Origin of the sequence: Actinacidiphila rubida, assembly GCF_900110255.1 — a bacterium.
Lineage (GTDB): Bacteria > Actinomycetota > Actinomycetes > Streptomycetales > Streptomycetaceae > Actinacidiphila > Actinacidiphila rubida.
In genome coordinates, this window is record NZ_FODD01000073.1 from 1 (window position 1) to 18,700 (window position 18,700).

The 18,700-nt window shown below is 68.7% G+C and carries 18 protein-coding genes and 1 pseudogene; 2 read left to right on the forward strand and 17 right to left on the reverse strand.

What is annotated here, in order from left to right; translation table 11 throughout:
- Positions 1 to 791: 791 nt before the first annotated feature.
- From BMW99_RS37285 to BMW99_RS37340, 13 genes and pseudogenes are all read right to left on the reverse strand, one after another.
- Positions 792 to 1,454: an AAA family ATPase gene (locus BMW99_RS37285; protein ID WP_245791784.1), complete on the reverse strand. Its 663-nt coding sequence runs from the start codon at positions 1,452 to 1,454 to the stop codon at positions 792 to 794.
- 314 nt (positions 1,455 to 1,768) lie between these two features.
- Positions 1,769 to 2,584 (reverse strand): annotated as a pseudogene (locus BMW99_RS37290) (thiopeptide-type bacteriocin biosynthesis protein); the annotation flags it as partial.
- 19 nt (positions 2,585 to 2,603) lie between these two features.
- The gene (locus BMW99_RS37295; RefSeq protein WP_069462654.1) at positions 2,604 to 3,755 is read right to left on the reverse strand and encodes a lanthionine synthetase C family protein; all 1,152 of its coding nucleotides are present in this window, start codon (positions 3,753 to 3,755) and stop codon (positions 2,604 to 2,606) included.
- Positions 3,752 to 6,685 carry a lantibiotic dehydratase gene (locus BMW99_RS37300; RefSeq protein WP_079138262.1) on the reverse strand — a complete coding sequence of 978 codons (2,934 nt, stop codon included), beginning with the start codon at positions 6,683 to 6,685 and terminating at the stop codon, positions 3,752 to 3,754. The genes BMW99_RS37295 and BMW99_RS37300 overlap by 4 nt, the downstream gene beginning before the upstream one ends.
- Before the next feature lie 131 nt (positions 6,686 to 6,816).
- Positions 6,817 to 7,005: an FxLD family lanthipeptide gene (locus BMW99_RS37305; RefSeq protein ID WP_069462655.1), complete on the reverse strand. Its 189-nt coding sequence runs from the start codon at positions 7,003 to 7,005 to the stop codon at positions 6,817 to 6,819.
- A gap of 64 nt (positions 7,006 to 7,069) precedes the next feature.
- Complete coding sequence (gene fxlM, locus BMW99_RS37310) at positions 7,070 to 8,314, reverse strand: methyltransferase, FxLD system (RefSeq protein ID WP_075018347.1); 1,245 nt, start codon at positions 8,312 to 8,314, stop codon at positions 7,070 to 7,072.
- A 177-nt stretch (positions 8,315 to 8,491) separates the two neighbouring features.
- Positions 8,492 to 9,268 (reverse strand): hypothetical protein, encoded by a 777-nt coding sequence (locus BMW99_RS41715; protein ID WP_069462657.1) that lies wholly within the window; start codon positions 9,266 to 9,268, stop codon positions 8,492 to 8,494.
- Positions 9,265 to 9,474, reverse strand: a complete 210-nt coding sequence (locus BMW99_RS42520) for a DUF5999 family protein (RefSeq protein ID WP_075018348.1) — start codon at positions 9,472 to 9,474, stop codon at positions 9,265 to 9,267. The genes BMW99_RS41715 and BMW99_RS42520 overlap by 4 nt, the downstream gene beginning before the upstream one ends.
- Before the next feature lie 46 nt (positions 9,475 to 9,520).
- Complete coding sequence (locus BMW99_RS37325) at positions 9,521 to 9,970, reverse strand: DUF6302 family protein (protein WP_069462658.1); 450 nt, start codon at positions 9,968 to 9,970, stop codon at positions 9,521 to 9,523.
- Positions 9,967 to 10,404, reverse strand: a complete 438-nt coding sequence (locus tag BMW99_RS37330) for a DUF6415 family natural product biosynthesis protein (protein WP_069462671.1) — start codon at positions 10,402 to 10,404, stop codon at positions 9,967 to 9,969. Before BMW99_RS37330 ends, BMW99_RS37325 begins: the two co-directional genes overlap by 4 nt.
- Positions 10,404 to 10,889 carry an ATP-binding protein gene (locus tag BMW99_RS37335; RefSeq protein WP_079138264.1) on the reverse strand — a complete coding sequence of 162 codons (486 nt, stop codon included), beginning with the start codon at positions 10,887 to 10,889 and terminating at the stop codon, positions 10,404 to 10,406. The genes BMW99_RS37330 and BMW99_RS37335 overlap by 1 nt, the downstream gene beginning before the upstream one ends.
- 160 nt (positions 10,890 to 11,049) lie before the next feature.
- On the reverse strand, positions 11,050 to 11,292 hold the full coding sequence (locus BMW99_RS41040) for a hypothetical protein (RefSeq protein WP_141726049.1): 243 nt from the start codon (positions 11,290 to 11,292) through the stop codon (positions 11,050 to 11,052).
- An 80-nt stretch (positions 11,293 to 11,372) separates the two neighbouring features.
- On the reverse strand, positions 11,373 to 12,599 hold the full coding sequence (locus BMW99_RS37340; RefSeq protein WP_069462659.1) for a helix-turn-helix domain-containing protein: 1,227 nt from the start codon (positions 12,597 to 12,599) through the stop codon (positions 11,373 to 11,375).
- A 167-nt stretch (positions 12,600 to 12,766) separates the two neighbouring features.
- Between BMW99_RS37340 and BMW99_RS37345 the strand changes: the two genes are divergently transcribed.
- On the forward strand, positions 12,767 to 13,393 hold the full coding sequence (locus tag BMW99_RS37345; protein ID WP_322899564.1) for an HAD family hydrolase: 627 nt from the start codon (positions 12,767 to 12,769) through the stop codon (positions 13,391 to 13,393).
- A gap of 348 nt (positions 13,394 to 13,741) precedes the next feature.
- Here the strand turns inward: BMW99_RS37345 and BMW99_RS37350 are convergent, their stop codons facing one another.
- The 3 genes from BMW99_RS37350 to BMW99_RS42525 all read right to left on the reverse strand — a co-directional run bounded on the left by BMW99_RS37350 (position 13,742) and on the right by BMW99_RS42525 (position 16,097).
- Entirely contained in the window at positions 13,742 to 14,446 is a 705-nt protein-coding gene (locus BMW99_RS37350) for a helix-turn-helix domain-containing protein (protein WP_069462660.1), read from the reverse strand.
- Positions 14,443 to 14,754 carry a hypothetical protein gene (locus BMW99_RS37355; protein WP_141726050.1) on the reverse strand — a complete coding sequence of 104 codons (312 nt, stop codon included), beginning with the start codon at positions 14,752 to 14,754 and terminating at the stop codon, positions 14,443 to 14,445. The genes BMW99_RS37350 and BMW99_RS37355 overlap by 4 nt, the downstream gene beginning before the upstream one ends.
- A 776-nt stretch (positions 14,755 to 15,530) precedes the next feature.
- A complete protein-coding gene (locus tag BMW99_RS42525) occupies positions 15,531 to 16,097 on the reverse strand; it encodes an endonuclease domain-containing protein (RefSeq protein ID WP_069462662.1) in 567 nt (188 codons plus the stop codon).
- A gap of 742 nt (positions 16,098 to 16,839) precedes the next feature.
- On the opposite strand from BMW99_RS42525, the gene BMW99_RS37365 reads away from it, so the two are divergent.
- Positions 16,840 to 17,409, forward strand: a complete 570-nt coding sequence (locus tag BMW99_RS37365; protein WP_069462674.1) for a Uma2 family endonuclease — start codon at positions 16,840 to 16,842, stop codon at positions 17,407 to 17,409.
- Positions 17,410 to 17,620: 211 nt separating this feature from the next.
- Here BMW99_RS37365 and BMW99_RS37370 read toward each other — a convergent pair.
- Positions 17,621 to 18,700 (reverse strand): hypothetical protein (locus BMW99_RS37370; RefSeq protein ID WP_218159329.1); only part of this gene is annotated, 1,080 nt, incomplete at its 5' end.

Here is an 18,700-nt window from a genome sequence, read left to right on the forward strand (position 1 = left end):
GCGCACCGCGGCGTACGAGCCGGCGAAGCCGATGCCCGCGATGATCACCGCGCCCGCGACGACGATTCCGACGAGAATCCGGTGCGTCCGGGTCAGCAGGATCCCCGGCGTCTTGGCGGTCATGGCGTTCCGCCCAGGCTGGTCGGCATCGGCACCCGTCCACCTTGGCAGGGACCAAGGCCGACCTGTGGCCGTCGACCGCATTGAACGTGCAGCCACCTTGGTCGCATTTGGCACCTATGTGTTTTTGAGGGGCAGTTCACCCCACCAGTCGCGTGCTCCATACCCCCTGCAAGTACTGCGATGGCACGAGATGTGACGGTGGCGGGCAAGCCGCTGAGCGCGCGGAGATGGTTCATGGCCGGGCGGCGGCGCTTGGGCAGGAAAGCCCACCAGCAACAGGTTGGTATCACCCACGTTGGCCAAGGCACGCCTGCCAGCTGGCCGCTCCTTGAGTCCAACTCGCTTCGCGAGTCGCGGCCCAGGCGTCCGCGGACCGGCTGGCACGGGCCCCCCTTCACGTCGGCTCGGAAGGACGAGGGGAGTGTGAGCGGCCATCGCGCGGTCTACTTGATCCGCCATGCTTCGGGGGATCGGCTCGGTGATGAAGGCATGGACGTTCACATAGCGCCGTGCGTGCTGCCTCGGCCGATGAGGACCGACGGCACCACCCGTTCGCTGCCCGGTCCGCATCTCGCCTCCCGGGCAACCCCCTCGGGGACTGACGGTCAAGGGCTGGGCAACCGGGCAACAACACGGCTCCGTTGCCGAGGTCCCGTGCGAGCAGGTGGTCACGTTCCACCGAAATCATTACCGTGGTCGACACCAGAGTTGTCCGCCAGTTCGTCCAAGGAGCCTGGGCGCCGTGTTCGACAGCAGGCTCGTCCTGCCGGAACCAACTGCAGCGCGAGGCGCACCGCGGTCCTGACTGCCCGGTCCTGGTCATGCCCATCGCGGGTGACTCGCCAATGCTCGATGTCGTCCTCGGCGAGGAGGCCGTGGATGTGCCGGTCGACGAGCTCGCGGTATCGCTGGTCGTACGGGTGCCGCTGGGGCTCGACCGGGTCGAGGACGGTGGCCAGCAGCAGGTCGTACTTCGCGTGCTGCGTGGCAGCCAGCAGCCGGATCCGCTCGTCCTCGCCACGGTCCACGATCTCGCCCCGGAACTCGACAGCCGCGTGCCAGCAGGCCACAGCATCGATGACGGCACGGTCGGCCAGGACCACGTCCGCGCTCTGGGCGGCGCCGATCTCGTCGGCGACGCTCTGGGCGATGACCCATTCAGTGGAGGCTGCCGTGTGCTGTTCCATCTTCGGCAGCCCGAGGCTGGCGGCTCGCTTGCTGACCCAGCCGGTGCGGGCTACACGGATGCCCTCGGCGCGCAGTTCCATCTCGATGCGCCGCAGCAAGATCGTCTTGCCAGTGCCGTGCGCGCCGGTGATGCCGATGCGCATGGGGATTGTCACCACAGTGTGCGTTCCTCTTGGTTGTGAGGTACCAGGCCGGGCTGAACGGCAACCGCGGCGAGCTGGTCCCAAGTCGAGTAGTGCTCGGCCAGGCCGAATAGCAGCAACGCCGTTGCGTGGGCGTCGCAACGGGCACGGTGCCGCTGGTCCGGGGTCTCCCTGGAGTCGGGCTGGAAGTGTTCGAGCAGGGCGTCAAGTCCGTAGTGACGAGAGCTGACGAGTCCGGGCCAGCTGATCGTCGCAGTCGATAAAGACGGGCACGGTCCTGAACGCCCGCATTAACAACCCTGGGAGTCAACACAGCTAGCGGCTTGTGGGGTGCCCTCGGCGGACGGTGCGGTGTTGTCACTGGATCCCATGACTGCCTCTCGTGCGATGGTGAACAGTGCGCTCTGTTGCTCTAGACGTAGACTGGCGCGGTTGGCGTGGAAGATCACGTGGTGGGCCAGGACGGCGCGCACACCGCGCGTCAGTCCGGCCCCGGTGGCGAGGTAGGCCAGGGTCGTTCCGGCCCGCTCAAACGCGGCCAGCCACTCGGCGTGCCCGTCCAGCGGGCCCCCCGGTCCGGACAGGCTGCCGGTGTCGACGGTCATCAGGGTCTGCATCGCCGGTATCAGGGCGGCCCACTCGGGGGCGGGAGCTGCTGGCCGTAGCGCGGCAGCTTTCGCCCACACGTCGCCCTGCTCGAACCAGTCCAGGTTGGCGGCGCGCATCATGGCGCTGACGAGGACGACCGCGCTCTCTTTGCGGCCGAGCCGCCCAGGGCCGGGCTGGTAAGTGAGCAGGTGCCGGCTGTCCTCATGGAACAGGTCGTGGGCGGCGTCCATAGATAGGGCTCCGCCGAAGGCCGTGGATTCCGGTTCGTACACCCCGGGCAGCCACGACTTGACGATTCCGTCGTCGACGAGCTCGCTGAGCGCCTTCTCCACCAGCGGGGACGGCTGGGCGGCCCGGTAGCGCAGCGACCACGGCTGCTTGTTCATGAACCACCAGCCTTTTATCTGCCCGGCGCTCTCGGCTGCGCACAGGGCGGGACCGAGCCGGTCCGTGACGGCGCGAATGCCGCTCTCGCGCTCGGCGAATGTGACGTTGTGCTGGTGCCAACGGTCCGGTTCCATGCGGGTCCTTCGGTCGGGTTCAAGCGAGAAGCAGGCAGGCGTCCCAGTGCCTTTCGGGTGCGTCAGCGCCGATGGCGTCGGCGTCTTGGAAGGCCAAGGCAGCTCCGGTCTTCCCTTCGAGGAAGCCGCTTTCCGCTGGCGGCGCTGCGGTGAGGAATCTGCTGGTGAGTAGACCGGCCCGCGCCGTGAACGCCTGGGGTGTCTCGGCGTCCTGGGCAACGCGGTGGACGGTTCGAAGGAGCCCGCCGTAGCCGTGGCACAGACCGCGGTTGCCGATGCGGTCGAGCTGGTTCGGGTCGGTGAGGCAGACGAGCAGGGCGCGCTCGGACATCTGCTTGCGGTCGCGGTCGTCGGTGACGATGGCGGCGAGCTGCTGGGCGCGGGCCAGGCCCGGGGTGCCGTAGCACCAGGACGGTGTAGCGGGCAGCGTCGGGGCGGGGCCGTGCTCGCTGATCCAGCGGGGCCAGCGCACGCCGCCGGTGTCGTGCTGCCGTATCTCGTCCAGCCAGCGGCAGATGCGTCGGATGGACGCCTCGTGTCCGTCGACGGTGATCCCGGCGCGCATGGCCAGGGCCAGCAGCGCGAGGGGGCCGGTGATGCCGTGCGCTATGCCCGCGTTGGCGTGACCGCCCGGCATGACGGCCGGGTTGCTGGCCGGTGCGTGGCTGACCCACCATCCTGGCCGGTGCTGGCCGTTCACCAGCCGTGGTTCGGTCAGGCGAACCAGGTACTCCAGGACGGCCTTCGTCTCGGGTCCGTTTGGTTGCCGGCGCAAGAGCAGGGCTCCTATCCCGGTCAGACCCCGGAACAGGTCATACTCGGCGAACGTGGGTGGGCGTCCGGCGTTGATGCGGGCGTGCGCGTCGGCCAGGCGCCGGCGGGCGTGGGCGGCCACGATGCCGTCGAGGCTGTGCAGGGCACCCGCGTACCGGTTGGTGCCGTCTGCGGCCGCGTGCAGGACGAAGGCCATTGCGGGAGCGCCGAGGTAGAGGCTGGCCTCCGGGCCATCGATCAGCGGGCCGGTGTCGGACAGGCTGCGGTGTACCTCTTCCCAGGTTGCGGTGCCGCGGCGGGCTCGCTCGATCCGCAGCAGGGTGGCTCCGAGCGGGCCATGCGCGAGGGACTGCCGGACGGACACCGGAGTGTCGGTGGTCGACGTGGCCGCGGTCACCGTAAGCCTCCTTCGGGGCGGGCGGTCCAGGACAGGGCTGCGGACCGGGCGATACGGCGGCAGGTTGCTTCGGCGGCGGGGTCGATGCCGGCGACGCGGTTGTGATGCATGTGCAGCAGCGACGGCAGTACGGTCGCTGGGTTGGTTCCGGCGTTCTCCAGTGCCGTGCGGTAGCGGTTCAGGCATCTGCGCCGGACTTCCCACGCCTCCGCCACCGTGGGGTTGGGTGGAACGGAGTTGGCATCAGGTCCCACGAATCGCACCGCCAGGGAGCGCAGTTGTCGCGGCGCCGCACCGCCGTCGCTGCGCGGGAGGTTGTGGATGAGCCAGTCGAAGGCGGCGCGGCGTGAGCCCAGCAGTGCGGTGGCGATGTCGACGAACGAGGCTGCGGCTGCGGCTGGCTGCTGGTCGATGGGGGCGAGGCGTAGTTGCGCAAGCGCAGCAGCGGAATCGGCGCAGAAGTACGCCTCTGCCGCGTCCAGTACGGCGCCGGTGCCGTACCGGCCGCTCTCGGGGTGGTCGGTGTCCCACGCCAACCTCTGCATCAGTCCCTCCTGTCGGAGTCCGCTCGCCCAGTCCGCGACCTTCGGCGCCGCGGTCCCGAAGGTCTCACTGTTGGGCAGGCGCAGTCGCAGCCGCACGTGCGACTCGGGGTCTGCGTAGCGCACGAACCAGGAGGCAGGGGCGGTCTCGAAGTCCGCGAGCAGGCGTGGCAGGTGCGCAGTCAGCAGTTCCGGGGCGCGGGCCGCGTTGCCGTAGAGCTTCACCAGCACCTGCTGGGAGCTGCCAGGCAAGCGTGCGTCGCTGCGGGTCGCGACGACCTTGTGCGGTTGCGCGTGAGCGGAGAGCGGCTGCTGGTCGGTGGCGAAGGGCAGCACCACTTCGTGGGCGTGGCCGATCCACCCGAACGCGCTATCGTCCGGCGCCTCGTGCAGGACGACGGTGCCGTGGCGGTTCAGATCGTGCCGCAGGAGGCCGCGGTGGGCGGCCAGGTCGAGGTCGAGTCGCAGGAGCTGGTCGTTGGACCCCATGTAGACGGTGCGGGGAACGCCGTACTGGACACGCCAGTTGACGAAGGTGCACTCCCACGCTTCCCCGTCGCCGAGATCCTGGGGGCGAAGGCGCCAGCAGGCGGCGGACAAGATGGTGCGGCCATATCGGACCTCGGGGAGGAAGGGTAGGCGGGCGGCCGCGCCCCAGGCGAAGGGGACGAGTATGGCTGCGTGGGAGCGGTGCACTTCGGTCAAGAAGCGGACCAGGGGGTGGGTGGCGTGGCTCAGCTCGACCGCGTTCATCACCGACGGCTCGACCACGCGGCCGGAGGACAAGTTCACGAGGTACAGGCGGTCCGCGTCGGCCACAACGCCAAGATCGTCCAGGTCCAGGTTCGCGGCCGGGTTGTGCTCGCCGACCGCCAGCACCTCCGGCGCGACCGCGGGGGCTCGGCCGACGTTGAACGTCTGCTGCTTCATCGGGGGCGCGGAGACTTGCGCGCGCACGGCGCCGGCCGTCAGTACCGGCAACGACATGTACGCGGCTGAACAGCTCGCCAGTTCCTCTGGGGCGAGCATCGACAGGAACCGGCCCGCGGTCGTGCCCGCGGCCAGGGACAGTCCCACCGTCGACAGGCTGAACCGTCCCTCGGTCAGATCGTGTTCGGTGAGGGCCAGCACGGTGAAACACAGCTCGACGTGCGCCGGGACCTGCTGAGGTTCCCCGATGCACAGGGCTTCGATGTCGTCCTCGGTGAGGATGACCCCGCGTCGATTGGTGAGCGCGGCACGCTGGGCGAGGGAGAGGAGGTGTTCGTCACGCGGGCTCGTGGCGAGGACCGTGCGTGACAGCACGGTGCCGCGGTAGCCGACAGGTACGCCGAGCCCAGTGTCCGGGTCGGTCAGTTCGCGAAGGGGCACGACGGTGCCCATGCTGTACCGCTCCAGGAATCGCGTCCGGTAGTCGTTCCAGGCCGGGGAGCCATTCGGGTACGGAGTGATGCGCGCCATCACCTGCAACGCCTGCTCGGCCTCGCGGGCGACCGCCTCGGGTAGCACGATCTCGGCGTCGGGGCGGACGGTGACCACAAGGGGCCTGGCAGTTCCCGGTATGAGGGCGCGCATCATCGTGGCGGCCCGTGAGCGCAGGCGGGGCTGCTCGCTGGTGTGCGAGGCGTCGTGACGTTGCAGGAGGCGGTGGATCTGACGGAGTTGAACGGCCAAGGGCGTGTCCGGGCCCAGGCGTTCCACGTGCTCGACGACGTGTCTCAGGGCGTCGACAGTCGTCATAGGCGGGTGGAGTTCGGTGAGCAGGACCCGGTGCGCGACCAGGTCGGCCACCATAGCTTCGACGGCGGACACGGGGCTGTCGGGGTAGTCCGCGTGGATCTTGTCCACTAGGTCACCGACCCGGATCGGCTCCTGTGCCAGCACGAGAGTCTTCTCAGCAGCGCGTGTTCGGCGGAGGCTGGTGCTCGTTGGGCCATCTGCACCCGGCTGGTACGGCACGGAGATGCGTGTTCCCCGCGCGCACCAGGTCGTGTCGGCGACGACGGTCAGCTCTCGCAGCACGGTCGGGTGGCTCTCCAGCATCGTGGTGATGTCGTGCAGCCATGCCGCGCCGGCCCCGGCGAACGCCCGCGGTTGGTCGCCCCAGCGGGCGAAGGCGGCTTCTCCCAGTGTCACGGGCGTTGGCCCGGCGAACAGGCCGAACGGCGTGGCGCGGTGCTGCATGCGCAGCAGGTAGCGGGCCAGGGAGCGCGCGGTGCTTTCCACGCGTGCCGGCGGAGCGGTGCCGTCGAGGGCCTTGTCGACGGCCTGCGCGAGCGCGGGGGCAGCCAGGGTGATGGCCTCGGTCCGTGAGGTGTCGCTCCACACCTGACTGACCCACTCGCGGACCTGCGCGGAGTCGGTGAAGTCAGAGGGGTAAGTGGGCATTGTGCCCGCTACTGGTTCGACCGACGCTCTGATCATTCCTGCGTCGAGGGCGTGGTACATCGTGCTTCCTTCCGTCTGCGGGCTCGGGGCCGGGTGGATCGTGCCCGCCCGGCCCCGAGCCCTGGGTCAGATCAGCCGCCGATGCAGGTGCTGTTGGAGCAGGCGGACGCGCAGGTCGAGGTGCAGTTGTCGCTCGTGTCGTTCAGCAGCGATCCGAGGACGGGGACCGCGCCGACGGTGGTGACGTCGAGGTCGAAGTCACTGTCGGAGCGGAAGTCCGTCGCCGCCTTGAGGATGGTGCTGGTGCTCTGCTGTGCCATCTCATGCCTCCAGGGAGGTGGGTAGGAATGTGCTGTTCCGCCTAACCGCGAGCCCGCGAAAGGGCTACGGCCAGGTGATCGTGACCCGCGTGTGCCGTCGCTCGATGTGACGGCCGGCGGGAAGTCGGTCGTCCGGCGTGCCCGCCGGGTCGACCTCGATGCGGGCACGGTCGCCGCGGTGCTCGCGGTCCCAGATCTGGATCTCGGCCACCAGGCGCTTCGCGAGCTGCTGCCCATGGGGACCGTGACCGATCGCGCCCAACTCGAACCGGTCCTCCGCGTCGGTGGCGCGCACCGTGCGGTAGGCGAAGGTGCCGCCGTCCACAAGGGTCGGAACGCCGAGCGGAGACGCGGAGGCAACCAGCCCGCGCTTGCGCGCCCCAGGCTTCGCCGCCATGAGCGGCAGGTTGTCCAACGCCGTCGTCAGCCACAGGTCCAGGTGCTCGTTGGACTCCATGCCGCCCAGCGTCACGCCCGACCAGGCGGTGGCCCTCGGCATGACCAGTGCCTCGGCGAGCGCCCGGGTGTCCGGCTCGGGGTGCCCGTCCAGCCGAAGTGCGACCTCCTCGCCTTCCACGTCGTGAAGGACCGCGAGCTGGACACGGTTCTCGCCGATGCCCTGCATCGGAACGAATCCGCACAGGTCGAAGCCGTCGCTGACCAGGCGCTCTCCGTCGCGGACGAAGGCGACGGTGCGGGTCAGGCCGCGCATCCGCAGCGGCACGACGAGCCGACCACCGTCCTTGAGCTGGGTGATCCACGCCGGCGGGATGTCGGCGGCTTGCACCGTCACGACAATCCGATCGAACGGCGCGTGATGGCGTGCGCCGTTCTCCGCATCGGCGGTCAGGACGGTGACGTTCTCGTAGCCGGTCGCCGTCAGGAAGGTCCTTGCTCGGTCCGTGACGTCGGAGTCGATGTCCATCGTGACAACTCGGCCCTCTTTCCCCACCATCTCGGCCAGGTACGCCGCGTTGGGGCCTCCAGAGCCGACCTCCAGCACATTCATCCCGGGCTCGATCTGGGCCTGCTCGATCTGCATGGCCTGGACCCGCGGGGCTGACACCGAGCTGATGTCCACACCGGTGGGGTCCGTCTTGGTGACTGCCGCGAACTCCGCGTCGTACGCCTTGGTCACGTCCACTTCTGGCATGGCCAGGTGCCGGGGCACGGCACGGAAGGCAGCGACGACCCGGGGGTCCTCGGCGGCGCCGAACTTCACGAGGCTCTGCACCATGGCGTCACGCAACTGGGTTGCAGTGCGGACTTCTCGGATTGCGTCGGTCGTCGTGCCAGGGGGGTTGGTCACCAGTGAACTCCTTCGTGGGTTGCGCCGTGCGTTGAGCGAGTGATGTTGCGGAGCGGGCCGCGAGGGCTGAGCCGCCGCGCGCCGCGTGGTGAACCGCCCGCCGATCCGATGCGTTACGTCAGGACCGGCGGGCGGTCGTCGGTGTCGATGTCTGGGCCGAAGCCGATCCACCGGCGCCTACGGGCTCCCCGACGCCGTCCGGGACGTGCAGGCTCGGAGGGAGGGGGCGCGGTGTGCCGGGCAGCGGGTGCCGGCGCCGCGCCGGATGGCGAGGCGATCGCGCCCCGCTGCTTCCAACTCGGCGTCGATGTCAACGAGGGTGACGCCTGTGAGTCGGCGGACCAGTTGCGAGGCGAGCACGTACGGCATCAGGTCACCCCTGGTGTAGGGGATCGGGTAGTCCGATCCGTCGTCATGAAGCAGCGGCGGCAGGGCTTCGATCTGGTGTCCGACAGCTCTGAAAACCTGCCCGATCACCCCGTGGAGTCGGGGCACCTTGGACCTCAGCAGTACGTAGCCGCGCTCGTGCAGGCGGCGGCAGTCGTTGATGCCGGCGACGGCGTGGTCCAGGCACACCGGCGGCTGGGCTGTCACGATGCCTTCAACCTCGGCATGGCCGGCCATCTCCAGGAACAGATACCCCAGCTTGTTCCGCGAGGGCTGTCCGTGACACACCTGGCAGCGCAGCGCCGCCATCGTCTCTCGCTGGCGGGCTGGGTGCATGAGCGCAAAGAGCGGCTTGCCCACGGGCCGCATGGTCCTCGGCGATAGGTCCTGGGAGACGCGCGCCCAGAGCACGTCCCGATCATCGCGGTTCCTCGCAAGCTCGTGCGTGTACCGGATGCCGATGGGTCGCCCCGCCCGGTTGTAGCGCAGGCTCAGCATTGACTCGGGGACTCCCTGTTCGCCGTCCCGCTTCGTGATGTAGGGCACTGCCCAGTCCGGCCCGCTCATGCGGCTGCTGCCTTCCGGGCGCCATGCGCTGAGGGACGGTGGGGCGGGATGATCTCGCCGCTGGGGAGCACTTCCCCCGTGTCCTCGAAGGAGATCACTCCGTTGCAGAGCAAGCTCCACCCTTGAACGGGGGCCTCGAACAGGGTCCGGGCAGCCTCGCGATCGGGGGCCTCGGCTGGGGGACACTGCGGATCGTGCCGACACATGGTGCGCTCGTCCTCTCGGGTTGCGGGGGGTGGCCCTCTTCGACGGCTACGACATCGGGGGAGACAGATGCGGCGCCGTCGAAGAGGGTGTCGGCGGACCGTGCCCAGGGTGGGAGCGGCGGATGGCGTCTTCGGTGTAGCCGTAGAAGCGGCGTCGTGCCGCATCGTTGTAGGCGCAAGTCGGCGGCTGGTCGCCCCACTCGACCACGTGACGGGCGTCCTGGAAGGGAGAGGCCCGCACGCGTACGTCGGCGAAGCCTGGCAGGCCTGTCAGGAGCCGGCGCGTCTTGTCGGCGAGGACCAGAAGGTCCACAGACAGGGATCCGCCCCGCCGCGAGCCGCCGGTGGGGACGGCGAGCAGCGGCGCCCGGTGGATGCAGACACCTACCGCCCCGTCGAGCAGGGATGGATCGGCGAGGCGGTTGGCGAAGTACTCGAAGTCGTAGGCGAGGCGGGCCGATACGAGACGAGGGATCAGGGGTCGAACGACGGTCATGCCGCCCCCTTGATCGAGTTGAGCACGACGAGCTGATCCACCAGCTCGCCGGCGACCCACCCCATCTGCCTCAAGTGCAGCACGGCCTGAGAATGGTCGCCAGGCATCTCGACCGCTCGCAGGACGCGCGCTCGCTGAACGAGGGTGTCGGCGTAGACCGACCGGTACCAGACGCGGGTAGCGACAGCGATGTTCACCAGCCTCATGAGGTAGCCGCGGTGTCGCTCAACGAAGTCCTCGATCTCCTCCTCCGGTGGGGGTACGTCGTCCAGGGCTCTTGCGACCTCGTCGAGGAGATCGTTACTGTCCTGTGCCGTCCACGCCCAGCGCAGCAGCAGGCCGTGCAGGTCGTTCAGGCCGGCAGCATCCAGTGGCGGCTGCCAACGCGGGATGGTCGGATTCTGCGGTTCGGGGCCGCGAGTCTGGACGGTCATCAGCACGCCTCCGGAAGCTTCAGCGTGCACCAGGTGATCGTGCCGTCGGGGCTGACCCCCCAGTCGTCGGCAAGGGCGGCAACGATGAACAGACCGCGGCCGGTCTCGCTGGTGTCGCCGACCACGCTGAGCTCCGGGCGGTGCGGGGAGTTGTCGTTGACCGCGATCATCAGCCCTTGGAGAGTGATGACGAGGCGGAATTCGATCTCCTCGCCGTCGCCGTACCGCAGGGCATTGGTGACCAGTTCGCTGACCAAAAGCTTGGCGTCGTCCAGGATCGGCGACAGCCCCCAGACGCGCAGCTTGGCCATGCTGATGCGGCGAAGCCGTCCGACCCATTGGCCGGCGGCGTCCCCTTCGAGCGGGCCGTTGGACGCAGCGCCGGCGGAGATACGCACCGTGAACTCGTCGCAGACGGGATCGACCTGGTTCGGGATCGGCGCTGTGGGAGTGGTGCACTCGACGGATTGCGCGGCGTGGGTCACGTCGCCAGCCCCCCTCGCCGAGCGCGGAGAGCGCGCGGCAACGTCAAGCTGGGGGCTTTGTGTGCCACAGCAACAGTGGCGGTCGCCGGGTGCAGGCCAGAGGCGACCAGATGGAGGTCGCCGCGCCGCTGGCGGTCGGCCGAGCTCCGCCGTGGCCGGCTCATGACGCGGCCTCCTGGCCGCCGTCAGGGTGTAAGAGCGCCTTCAAAGCGGTGCACAGGGCGTCGGCGTCTTCAGCGGTGAGCACCAGTTTGGCGTCGGTGCTGAATAACCTCCTCCCGAAGCGGCGGAGGCGGACCGGGATGGCGACGCGTCCGGCCTGCGTCAGTACCGGGCCTCCAGGTGCGCGCTCGACGCGCCAAGCCCGTAACGGCCCATTCGACAGCAGGTGACGTTCAGTCATGTCACCGACCGTATGCGCACAGTCGCGCGGTGACCCTGAGTAAAAATCAGGGCTGACTACCAGTCAGTGCTGCTGAGGCGTCAGGCGGTCATGCCAATGTGTTGAGCAACTGCCCGCAGATCCTGCCGCCACATGGGCTTTTCCCGCTTGAGCAGGTCCGCCACCGCCTCGCGAACGAGGGGGGAGAATCCCACCTCCTCGGGGGACTGGCCGGTGATGCGCTTGAGCATGTAGACCGTGGCGAAGTCGTCCCGCTGGATGCGGTTGCAGTTCATGACCTCGATCAGATACCTGGTCCGCCGCTCAAGGGGCAGCTCCTCGTTGTCCTCCACGCCATCAGCGACCCGCAGCGCCTCGGCCGTGTCGCCTTCCTCAGCGCGCAGGTGCACGGCGTGCATGGCTACGTTGGTCGGCCCGAAGCAGGTGTGCCAGTCGTTGCGGTCCCGGCCTAGACGTGCTGCCACGCGCTCAGCTCCGTGGTAGAGGTCCCATGCGACGGGGCCTTGGTGGTCGCGGACCGCGGCGACCGCCGCCTGGAGGTGCAGCGCCCCATAGGCCGACACGTGCTCGAGCGAAGCATCTTCGCCTGGCTTGCAGCTGGCGATCGTCTCCCTGGCCAGAGCCACGCTGTCTGCGACATCCCCGGAGGAGGTGAGTACGCACGACAGGTTCCAGGTCGCCGCCGCCAGCAGTGCCGGGTCGCCCACCTGGTCCGCCAGGGACACTCCACGGTCAGCCGCGATGCGGGCTTGAACCGGCTCGCCGACTCGGCGGAGCCAGATCTGAGCCAGCCCGTAGACGGAGATCAACAACGCGACGGCATGTCGTTCCTGCTCGTCGCCGTCGGCGTCCCGCACTGCTGCGTAGCCCTGCCGCAGCAGGTTGGGCAGCCGCCCGCCGACGTCGGCATAGCGGGCTTGGGTTTGCGTCTCGTACACCCGCCAGGCGTCGTCGACAGCCAGTCGGAAGTCGCCCACGGGTACCTCGCCGACGCCGGCAGGAAGAAGGGACGACGGCAGAGCGAGAGCGCGACGAATCGCGGGGACAGCCTCGTGCTCTTTCTGCTGGCCCGACACCGCACCGGTCAGGACGCCGCCGGTCAGGTCGGACAGGTTACGGACGTTCAGCACGCGGGCGACGTCGATCAGCACGGATAGACGGTCGATCGGCAACACGCCCTTCTCGACCTTGTACGCCCAGTTCTCGGTCTTGCCGACCAGCTCAGCCATGGCCCTCTGCGACAAGCCCTGTCGCTCCCGGAAGTACCGGATGCGCGCACCGATCCCGAAGTCCTCGACATCGTTCATGAGCTGACGTCCCCTCACCCAACCGAAGCGGCTGCAACCCTCCGCAGCCAGAGTACGGCCCCGCCGAGGGTAGGCGGGAACACACAGTGGGCAGATCGTCCCCGTGGGGTAGCGTGCCAACGCACCCACACCCACGGGGGGTGAGCCACATTCCAACGGAGCCTGACTTGACCTATCGCGGCCTGATCCTCGACTTCGGAGGGGTCCTCACCATCAGGATGCGGCTCAACGGCGAAGCTTTCGAGCGCAGCGAGGGCCTGGCGCCGGGCGCATACTTCCACGCGCTGAACGAGCACCCCGATGGCGTGGCCATATACAAGGCGCTGGAAGTCGGCGACGCCACGCAAGAGCAGTGGAACCAGGTCATCGGCGGCATCCTCGGCATCGACCCCACTGACCTCATGCGACGCGCGCTGGCGAACCTCCACCTGGAGCCGCGCATGGTCGACGCCGCGCATCGCGCCCGCGCCACAGGCATCAAGGTCGCCATGCTTTCGAACAGCTTCGGCCTTACCCCCTACAACCCATATGCGGAGCTGGGCATGTGGGACGGGGAGTGGGACGCCATCGTGCTGTCCGAACAGCTCGGCGTACGCAAGCCTGACCAGGGCATCTACCTGCACACGCTGGAGCAGCTACAGCTGCCCGGAGAAGACTGCGTGTTCGTCGATGACCACGCGGTGAACCTGCCGCCCGCCGCCGCCCTGGGAATCCACACCATCCACCACACCGACGCCGCCGCCACGGTGGCGGAGCTAGACGCGCTACTCCGCTGCGCCATGCCGGCCACGTGATCACACACGCCACCACGAGAGCTGAATGCCCGGCGCATCAGGGGTGCGAGAACAGCGAGGCGGTCACCTCGACCACTGCCTCTTCGCCGGGTCTGGTGCACGATCGGGTGAGGTCAACGCACCCCGATCGTGCACCAGACCCGAGCAACGAGGCGTTGCATCGTTCCGCTCTGAGGGAAACCGCACTGCAGCAACCGCCTGCTGCACGAGCAGCATCCGTGTGCCGCCTGACCTCCAGCCGGTGTGCCAAAAGCTGCAAATCACCTAGCGTTTGTCCCTGCTGCACCACGCTGGAGTTGCTGCTGCTCACGCGGTGCCCAGCCGATCCTGGGCGGGGCACCGCGCGGGCTACGCGACTGCGCGGAGGAACGGCTCGGTGCCGGTCAGCGTCTCGGACTTGTCTGCCAGGTAGAGGAGCGCTTGGTGCTCGTAGGCTTCGCGCCACCGCCCGTCTCTCGTTGCACGGCTGCCGGCATGAAGCCAGAGGACGAGGGTTTCGACGTCGACGTTGCATGCCCGCAGGAACGCGATGCATTGCTGCGGGGTGACGGGCAGGATCTCGCCCTTGATGATCCGGCGGGCGGTGGTACGGGGCAGATGGCCAGGCCCCGCGGCCTGCTCCATCTCTCCCGAAGAGGGGGCGCCTCCCCAGGCGTGTTGGTCCCGCAGAGCGCGGCAGAAGTCGGCCTTGGTGGCGATCAGCGTGGGGTCGGGAGCCGTGTGGACGTAGTGCGAGGCCCGGGTGGCACGGCGAGCGCGGATCCACAGGTCCCGGGCCTCTCCACAGATGCCCGCGAACGCCCCCGTGAAATGCTCCTCGTCCGTGATCGTCACTCCTACGTACAACTCGACGGTGTCCCAGGAGGCGACGCTGGGGCCCCCGGCGGCGGCGCGTTCGAGCGTCGCCGCGGACCGCCTACCGCCGCCGAAGATCGCCATGTCCCGGTACGTGAGACCGGCGGCCTCCCTGCGGCTGCGGAGGAATTCGGCGAGCCTGGCCGAGTCCGGCACAGTCTGGTCGACGGGCTTCTCAGGACGTCCGGCGCCGGTCACCTCGTCGTCCTGCCCGAGGTGCGGTACGCGTCCAGGAAGCGGCCGAGTCGGCCGTCAGAGCGCCCGCCGGTCGTCACGAGAACCAGCACCGCGGCGCCAATGCCGGCTGCACCCGCCAGGAGGAAGAACACCTCCTTCACAGCCATGCCCAACTCCGCCAAGACGGCCGCGGTGACGATGCACACCACGAGGACGAGCGCGTGAGGCATCGCGAAGCGGACGGGCACGAGGTGGTCGGTGTCCGACGGCCCGGCCGTCACCGAAGGAGAAGCCGCGGGACTCGCGGCAGGGAACGGGCTTACGCCCATGGCAACTCCCTGAGAGGGCGCCGTCCGGCGACCCCAAGATCGCCGGACGGAACGAATTTGACAGGAACCTGTGCACCCCCTCTGCCGTACGGGAGTTGGCGCCCCCGGGGCATGCGATGCACTGCTGTTCGCCATCATCCCAGCCCACTACGCCACGATTGGCCGAGAAAAGGACCGCCAACTGCAATTGATTCACGCCCGAACCAAAGATTGCTTTGTCGAGGGTCCCCCCTAAAAAGGCGATACCAGTCACCCTGCGGTTGGCAACTCGCGTAGACGCAAAATCACATCGGCGCAGGCCAGAGCCCTGCGTTGCGCCCTACCACGAGATGTCCACAACGCTTGCCTCCGGTGGCCACCACATTCGAACAGCGGTTGCATGCCCACCAGGGTTGATTCAGGATCGCGCCCATTGCGGCCGACGCCGGAGAGCCGCACGGCCCCATCCTGTCCAAGCGACATAGTTGCTAACTATCCGCGCCCTGATTGCTGCTGGCAGGAACCGACGCGACGGGGAGAAGATCGGGCAGGTGTTGGCGCACCTGCCCGAGTGAAGCCGATCGCTGTGCCCTCCCGGGCCAGCATCGGCTTCACCTGCATACCGAGGCCGCTGCGGGCCCCCGAGCCGGCGCTGAGGCCGGGCGGCGGCGCCGGGTTACAGGCGAGAGACCAGCGGTTGCAGCGAGTCTCGGGAGCACGCACCCGTAGCGGGGCGTAACGGCTGATCCTGCACTCATGCGGAATGGATCATCGACGCGCGAAGTGGGACGACGAGGTCAGCGCCCGAACTTCGGTGCGTGCCGGAACACCCCGGGGCCGTTCATCACCCATCGCAAAGGGAGCGCTGGAGGAGAGCGCCAGTAGTCCTCGAAGCAGTACGGAGGGGCGTGGACGCACATCCGCAGGCGCCGGAAGTAGTCCGCCTCCAGCCGGTTGCACGAGGTGCACAGCAGGCCGCGGACCCTGCCGCTGCGGTGGTCGTGGTCGATGGTGTTCGGAGAAGCGGGGCAGCACGCACATCGGCCTTCCTGGAGCTCGAAGAGTCGCCACCAGACGTACCAGTGCGGGATCTTCTCCCCGGCCCAGTTGCCTGGAAGCGGACCTTCGAGCTGGCGTGGCACGTAGAGGGGCCAGACAGCCGGGCCGCCACATCGCTCGGTGGTGGGGACGAGGGCAGCGGTGACCGGCTCGCCGAGGTACTCGTCAGGCAGCGGCTCGCACCAGGAGGCGCGCGGGCATGGCACGTTGGAGATCCCGGCAAGCGGCGCCCAGAGGTGGTAGCGCCCGGTCCAGACCTCGTCGCGCCGGGCCAGCTCGGGTGCGCGCGGCTCAGTCGTCGTCACCGCCCCCTCTACGCAGGCTCGGTATCCGGCCGGCACTGGGGGAAGTAGCCGGGGAGGGATCAGGTAGCGAGTCGACGGCACGGCACGCACGGTAGGGGCTGCAGCGGCTACGCGGTCGGTGACCCGCCGCTCCTGTTCGACCGATTGCTCCCCAGGTTGCAGTTGCAGCCATGCCGCCCGGGCCGTTGCATCGTTCCCCTCCTGAGGAGAGTGCAGGCAGCAACCTCGTGAGGCCTGGGGCGCAGCATGTCCCCAAAGCGCCGAAGCAACCGGTGAAGCAACCCGCGCAACGCTCCTGCGGCGTGCTGCCTGGCTGCTGCCGTTGCCTCGCGCCATGAGCGGCCTGGGTGTCGTTGGGTATGCGTAACGACCACGAGTGCGTTGGGTGAGGCGATGCACCGCGACGCGGCGGTGCTGCTGGAGAGCTACCGAGCCGGAGACTGGGCGCGGACCCCGCCGAACGGGAGCTGACCGAAGGCCTCGCGCGCAGCCGCTGGGACGCGCACGTGCTGCGCGCCGGGCTGCGGCAGATGCCGCCGGGCTGGCGGGGCGGGCGGCTTGGTCGACGTGCTGGCGCCGGCCGCCGACGTCGTCGACCTGGAGCAGGGCGCCAGCGATGCGGTGCTGCAGCTGCACATCCTGGTCGACGCCCTCACCACCTGGCCATAAGGCGCTCGAACCAGGCGACACCGGCCCCGCCGCCGGGGCACACTGGAGGCGATCGGGATTGGAGGTGGAAGACGTGAGCGTTGCCAGCATCGAGCAGCACGGCGGTCCCTGGACCGTGGAGGACGTCCTCGCCCTGGACGAGGACCGCAGGTACCGGTACGAGCTGCTCGGAGAGTCGCTCGTCATGTCTCCCGCCCCAGGACTTCGCCACCAGCGAGCCGCATACCGCCTTCACACCGCCCTGGACGCCGCGGCCCGCGCCGCCGGCGCCCCGGTGGAGATCCTGGAGGCCATCAACGTCACCCTGCCGTCGGGCCTGGTCGTCCCCGACATCGTGGTCGCCGACGCGGGCGCGACCGCCGAGGACGCGGTCTCGATCGACGCCGAGGCGGTGCTGCTGGTCCTCGAGCTGGTCTCCCCCGGCAACGCCACCATGGACCGCCGCTTCAAGCCTCTGCTCTACGCCGAGGCCGGCATCCCCGCCTACTGGCGCCTGGAAGCCGACCCCGCGCCCATGCTGGTCATCTCCGAGCTGGAAGGCGGGTGGTATCTCGAGCGGACCACCGCGCTGTCTGGCACGGTCACCCGCGTGCACACGCCGTTCCCGTTCGAGATCGACCCTGCGGGCCTGGCCCGCCAGTAGTCCCGCGATATGAAAGCCCCGGGCCGCCGTGGGGCGTCGGCACCGGGGCTTCGACGTGGGGGGATGCCGTGTTCAACGAGTCCGACCCGGGATGGTCACGGGGTGGCAGGATCCGGGCTGAGGTGATGGGCGAGCAGCGGTCGGGCCCGGTGTGGTTGTCCCGTCTCAACGAAGTTTGACCGCACGTCGTTGGAGCGGGCACGGGGGCCGCTCAGTCTTCGACCAGCGCCTTCTGTACGTCGCCCCGGGTGAGAGCGGCAACTTTCAGCGGGCCCATCTTGCTCGCAGTGGTCGTCGGCGGCAGCGCCCGCACGCCCACGACATACACCCTGACCCCCGCCAGTTCGAAGTATTGCGGCCAGGAGTCGGTCGGGCCGTCGCCGTCGACTACTAGAGTCCGGTCGGACGTGCGGTTGAAGACCACCAGGTAGGCAACGTTCTTCCCGTAGTCGACGGCGTACTCGTAGACCTGTCGTACGCCCTTGGCGATGTAGGCGACGCTCCCGGTGTAGAGCTTGCCGTCCAGGATGATTGGGTCCTCGCCGCTGAGCTCACCGACCAGATCGGGTTCCCCTGTCGCGGAACGCGGCTTTGCGTGGGTGATGTAGTGGGCATCCTGGAACAGGAACTTCTGAAGGTCGTCGTTGTACAGCTCCTCGCCGGTCGCGGTCCTGTCCAGGAACTGAGCGTTCAGGCCGACGCGGTTGAACCGCTCAGTGAGATAGACGTAGCGGCGCAGGGTGAGGACGACGCTGCTGCGGGACTGCAGCCGCCCGGCGAGCCACTCGAACAGCGGGGTGAAGGCTTCGTCGGCAAGCCTGCGGACCATGTTGTCGATGTCCCTGTCGTGCGTCCGACTGTAGATCCGGACCGCCAGGTCTTCCGCTTGATCGGGCTGAAGACTGCTCAGCAGATTCCAGAGGAGAACGGCCCGGCCTTCCTCTGTGTCCGTCGGCCAGACCATGCCGAGCTCTTCCTCGCATTTGTCCAGCCAACCCGGCAGAGGTGGTGGCTCCTCGACGTGGCGAGCTTCGGCGATGATCGCGGCGAGGAGCGGCTGCTTGCCGATCCAGTCGGCGGCGTACTTCACCTCGTGGCCGAAGTTCTGCCGCCTGGAGTTGACGATCTGGCGGTACCGCCTCGCAAGACCTTCCTGAAGGTCATCGAGCAAGCGCACGTCTTCTGTCCTTCCACTACTGTCGGCGACGCTTGAATCGTGACCCACTTCCGGCAGGTGAAAGTGAACCCCTTGCGTCAGTTGATGTTGGTCATTCCCCGGTGTTGGCGGCGG

Excerpts from the sequence above, each read along its gene's own strand:
- BMW99_RS37285 (WP_245791784.1), bottom strand. The coding sequence starts at position 1,454 with ATGCGCATCGGCATCACCGGCGCGCACGGCACTGGCAAGACGATCTTG.
- BMW99_RS37300 (WP_079138262.1), bottom strand. The coding sequence starts at position 6,685 with ATGCCCACTTACCCCTCTGACTTCACCGACTCCGCGCAGGTCCGCGAG.
- BMW99_RS37305 (WP_069462655.1), bottom strand. The coding sequence starts at position 7,005 with ATGGCACAGCAGAGCACCAGCACCATCCTCAAGGCGGCGACGGACTTC.
- BMW99_RS41715 (WP_069462657.1), bottom strand. The coding sequence starts at position 9,268 with ATGAGCGGGCCGGACTGGGCAGTGCCCTACATCACGAAGCGGGACGGC.
- BMW99_RS42520 (WP_075018348.1), bottom strand. The coding sequence starts at position 9,474 with ATGTGTCGGCACGATCCGCAGTGTCCCCCAGCCGAGGCCCCCGATCGC.
- BMW99_RS37325 (WP_069462658.1), bottom strand. The coding sequence starts at position 9,970 with ATGACCGTCGTTCGACCCCTGATCCCTCGTCTCGTATCGGCCCGCCTC.
- BMW99_RS37330 (WP_069462671.1), bottom strand. The coding sequence starts at position 10,404 with ATGACCGTCCAGACTCGCGGCCCCGAACCGCAGAATCCGACCATCCCG.
- BMW99_RS41040 (WP_141726049.1), bottom strand. The coding sequence starts at position 11,292 with ATGACTGAACGTCACCTGCTGTCGAATGGGCCGTTACGGGCTTGGCGC.
- BMW99_RS37340 (WP_069462659.1), bottom strand. The coding sequence starts at position 12,599 with ATGAACGATGTCGAGGACTTCGGGATCGGTGCGCGCATCCGGTACTTC.
- BMW99_RS37355 (WP_141726050.1), bottom strand. The coding sequence starts at position 14,754 with ATGGGCGTAAGCCCGTTCCCTGCCGCGAGTCCCGCGGCTTCTCCTTCG.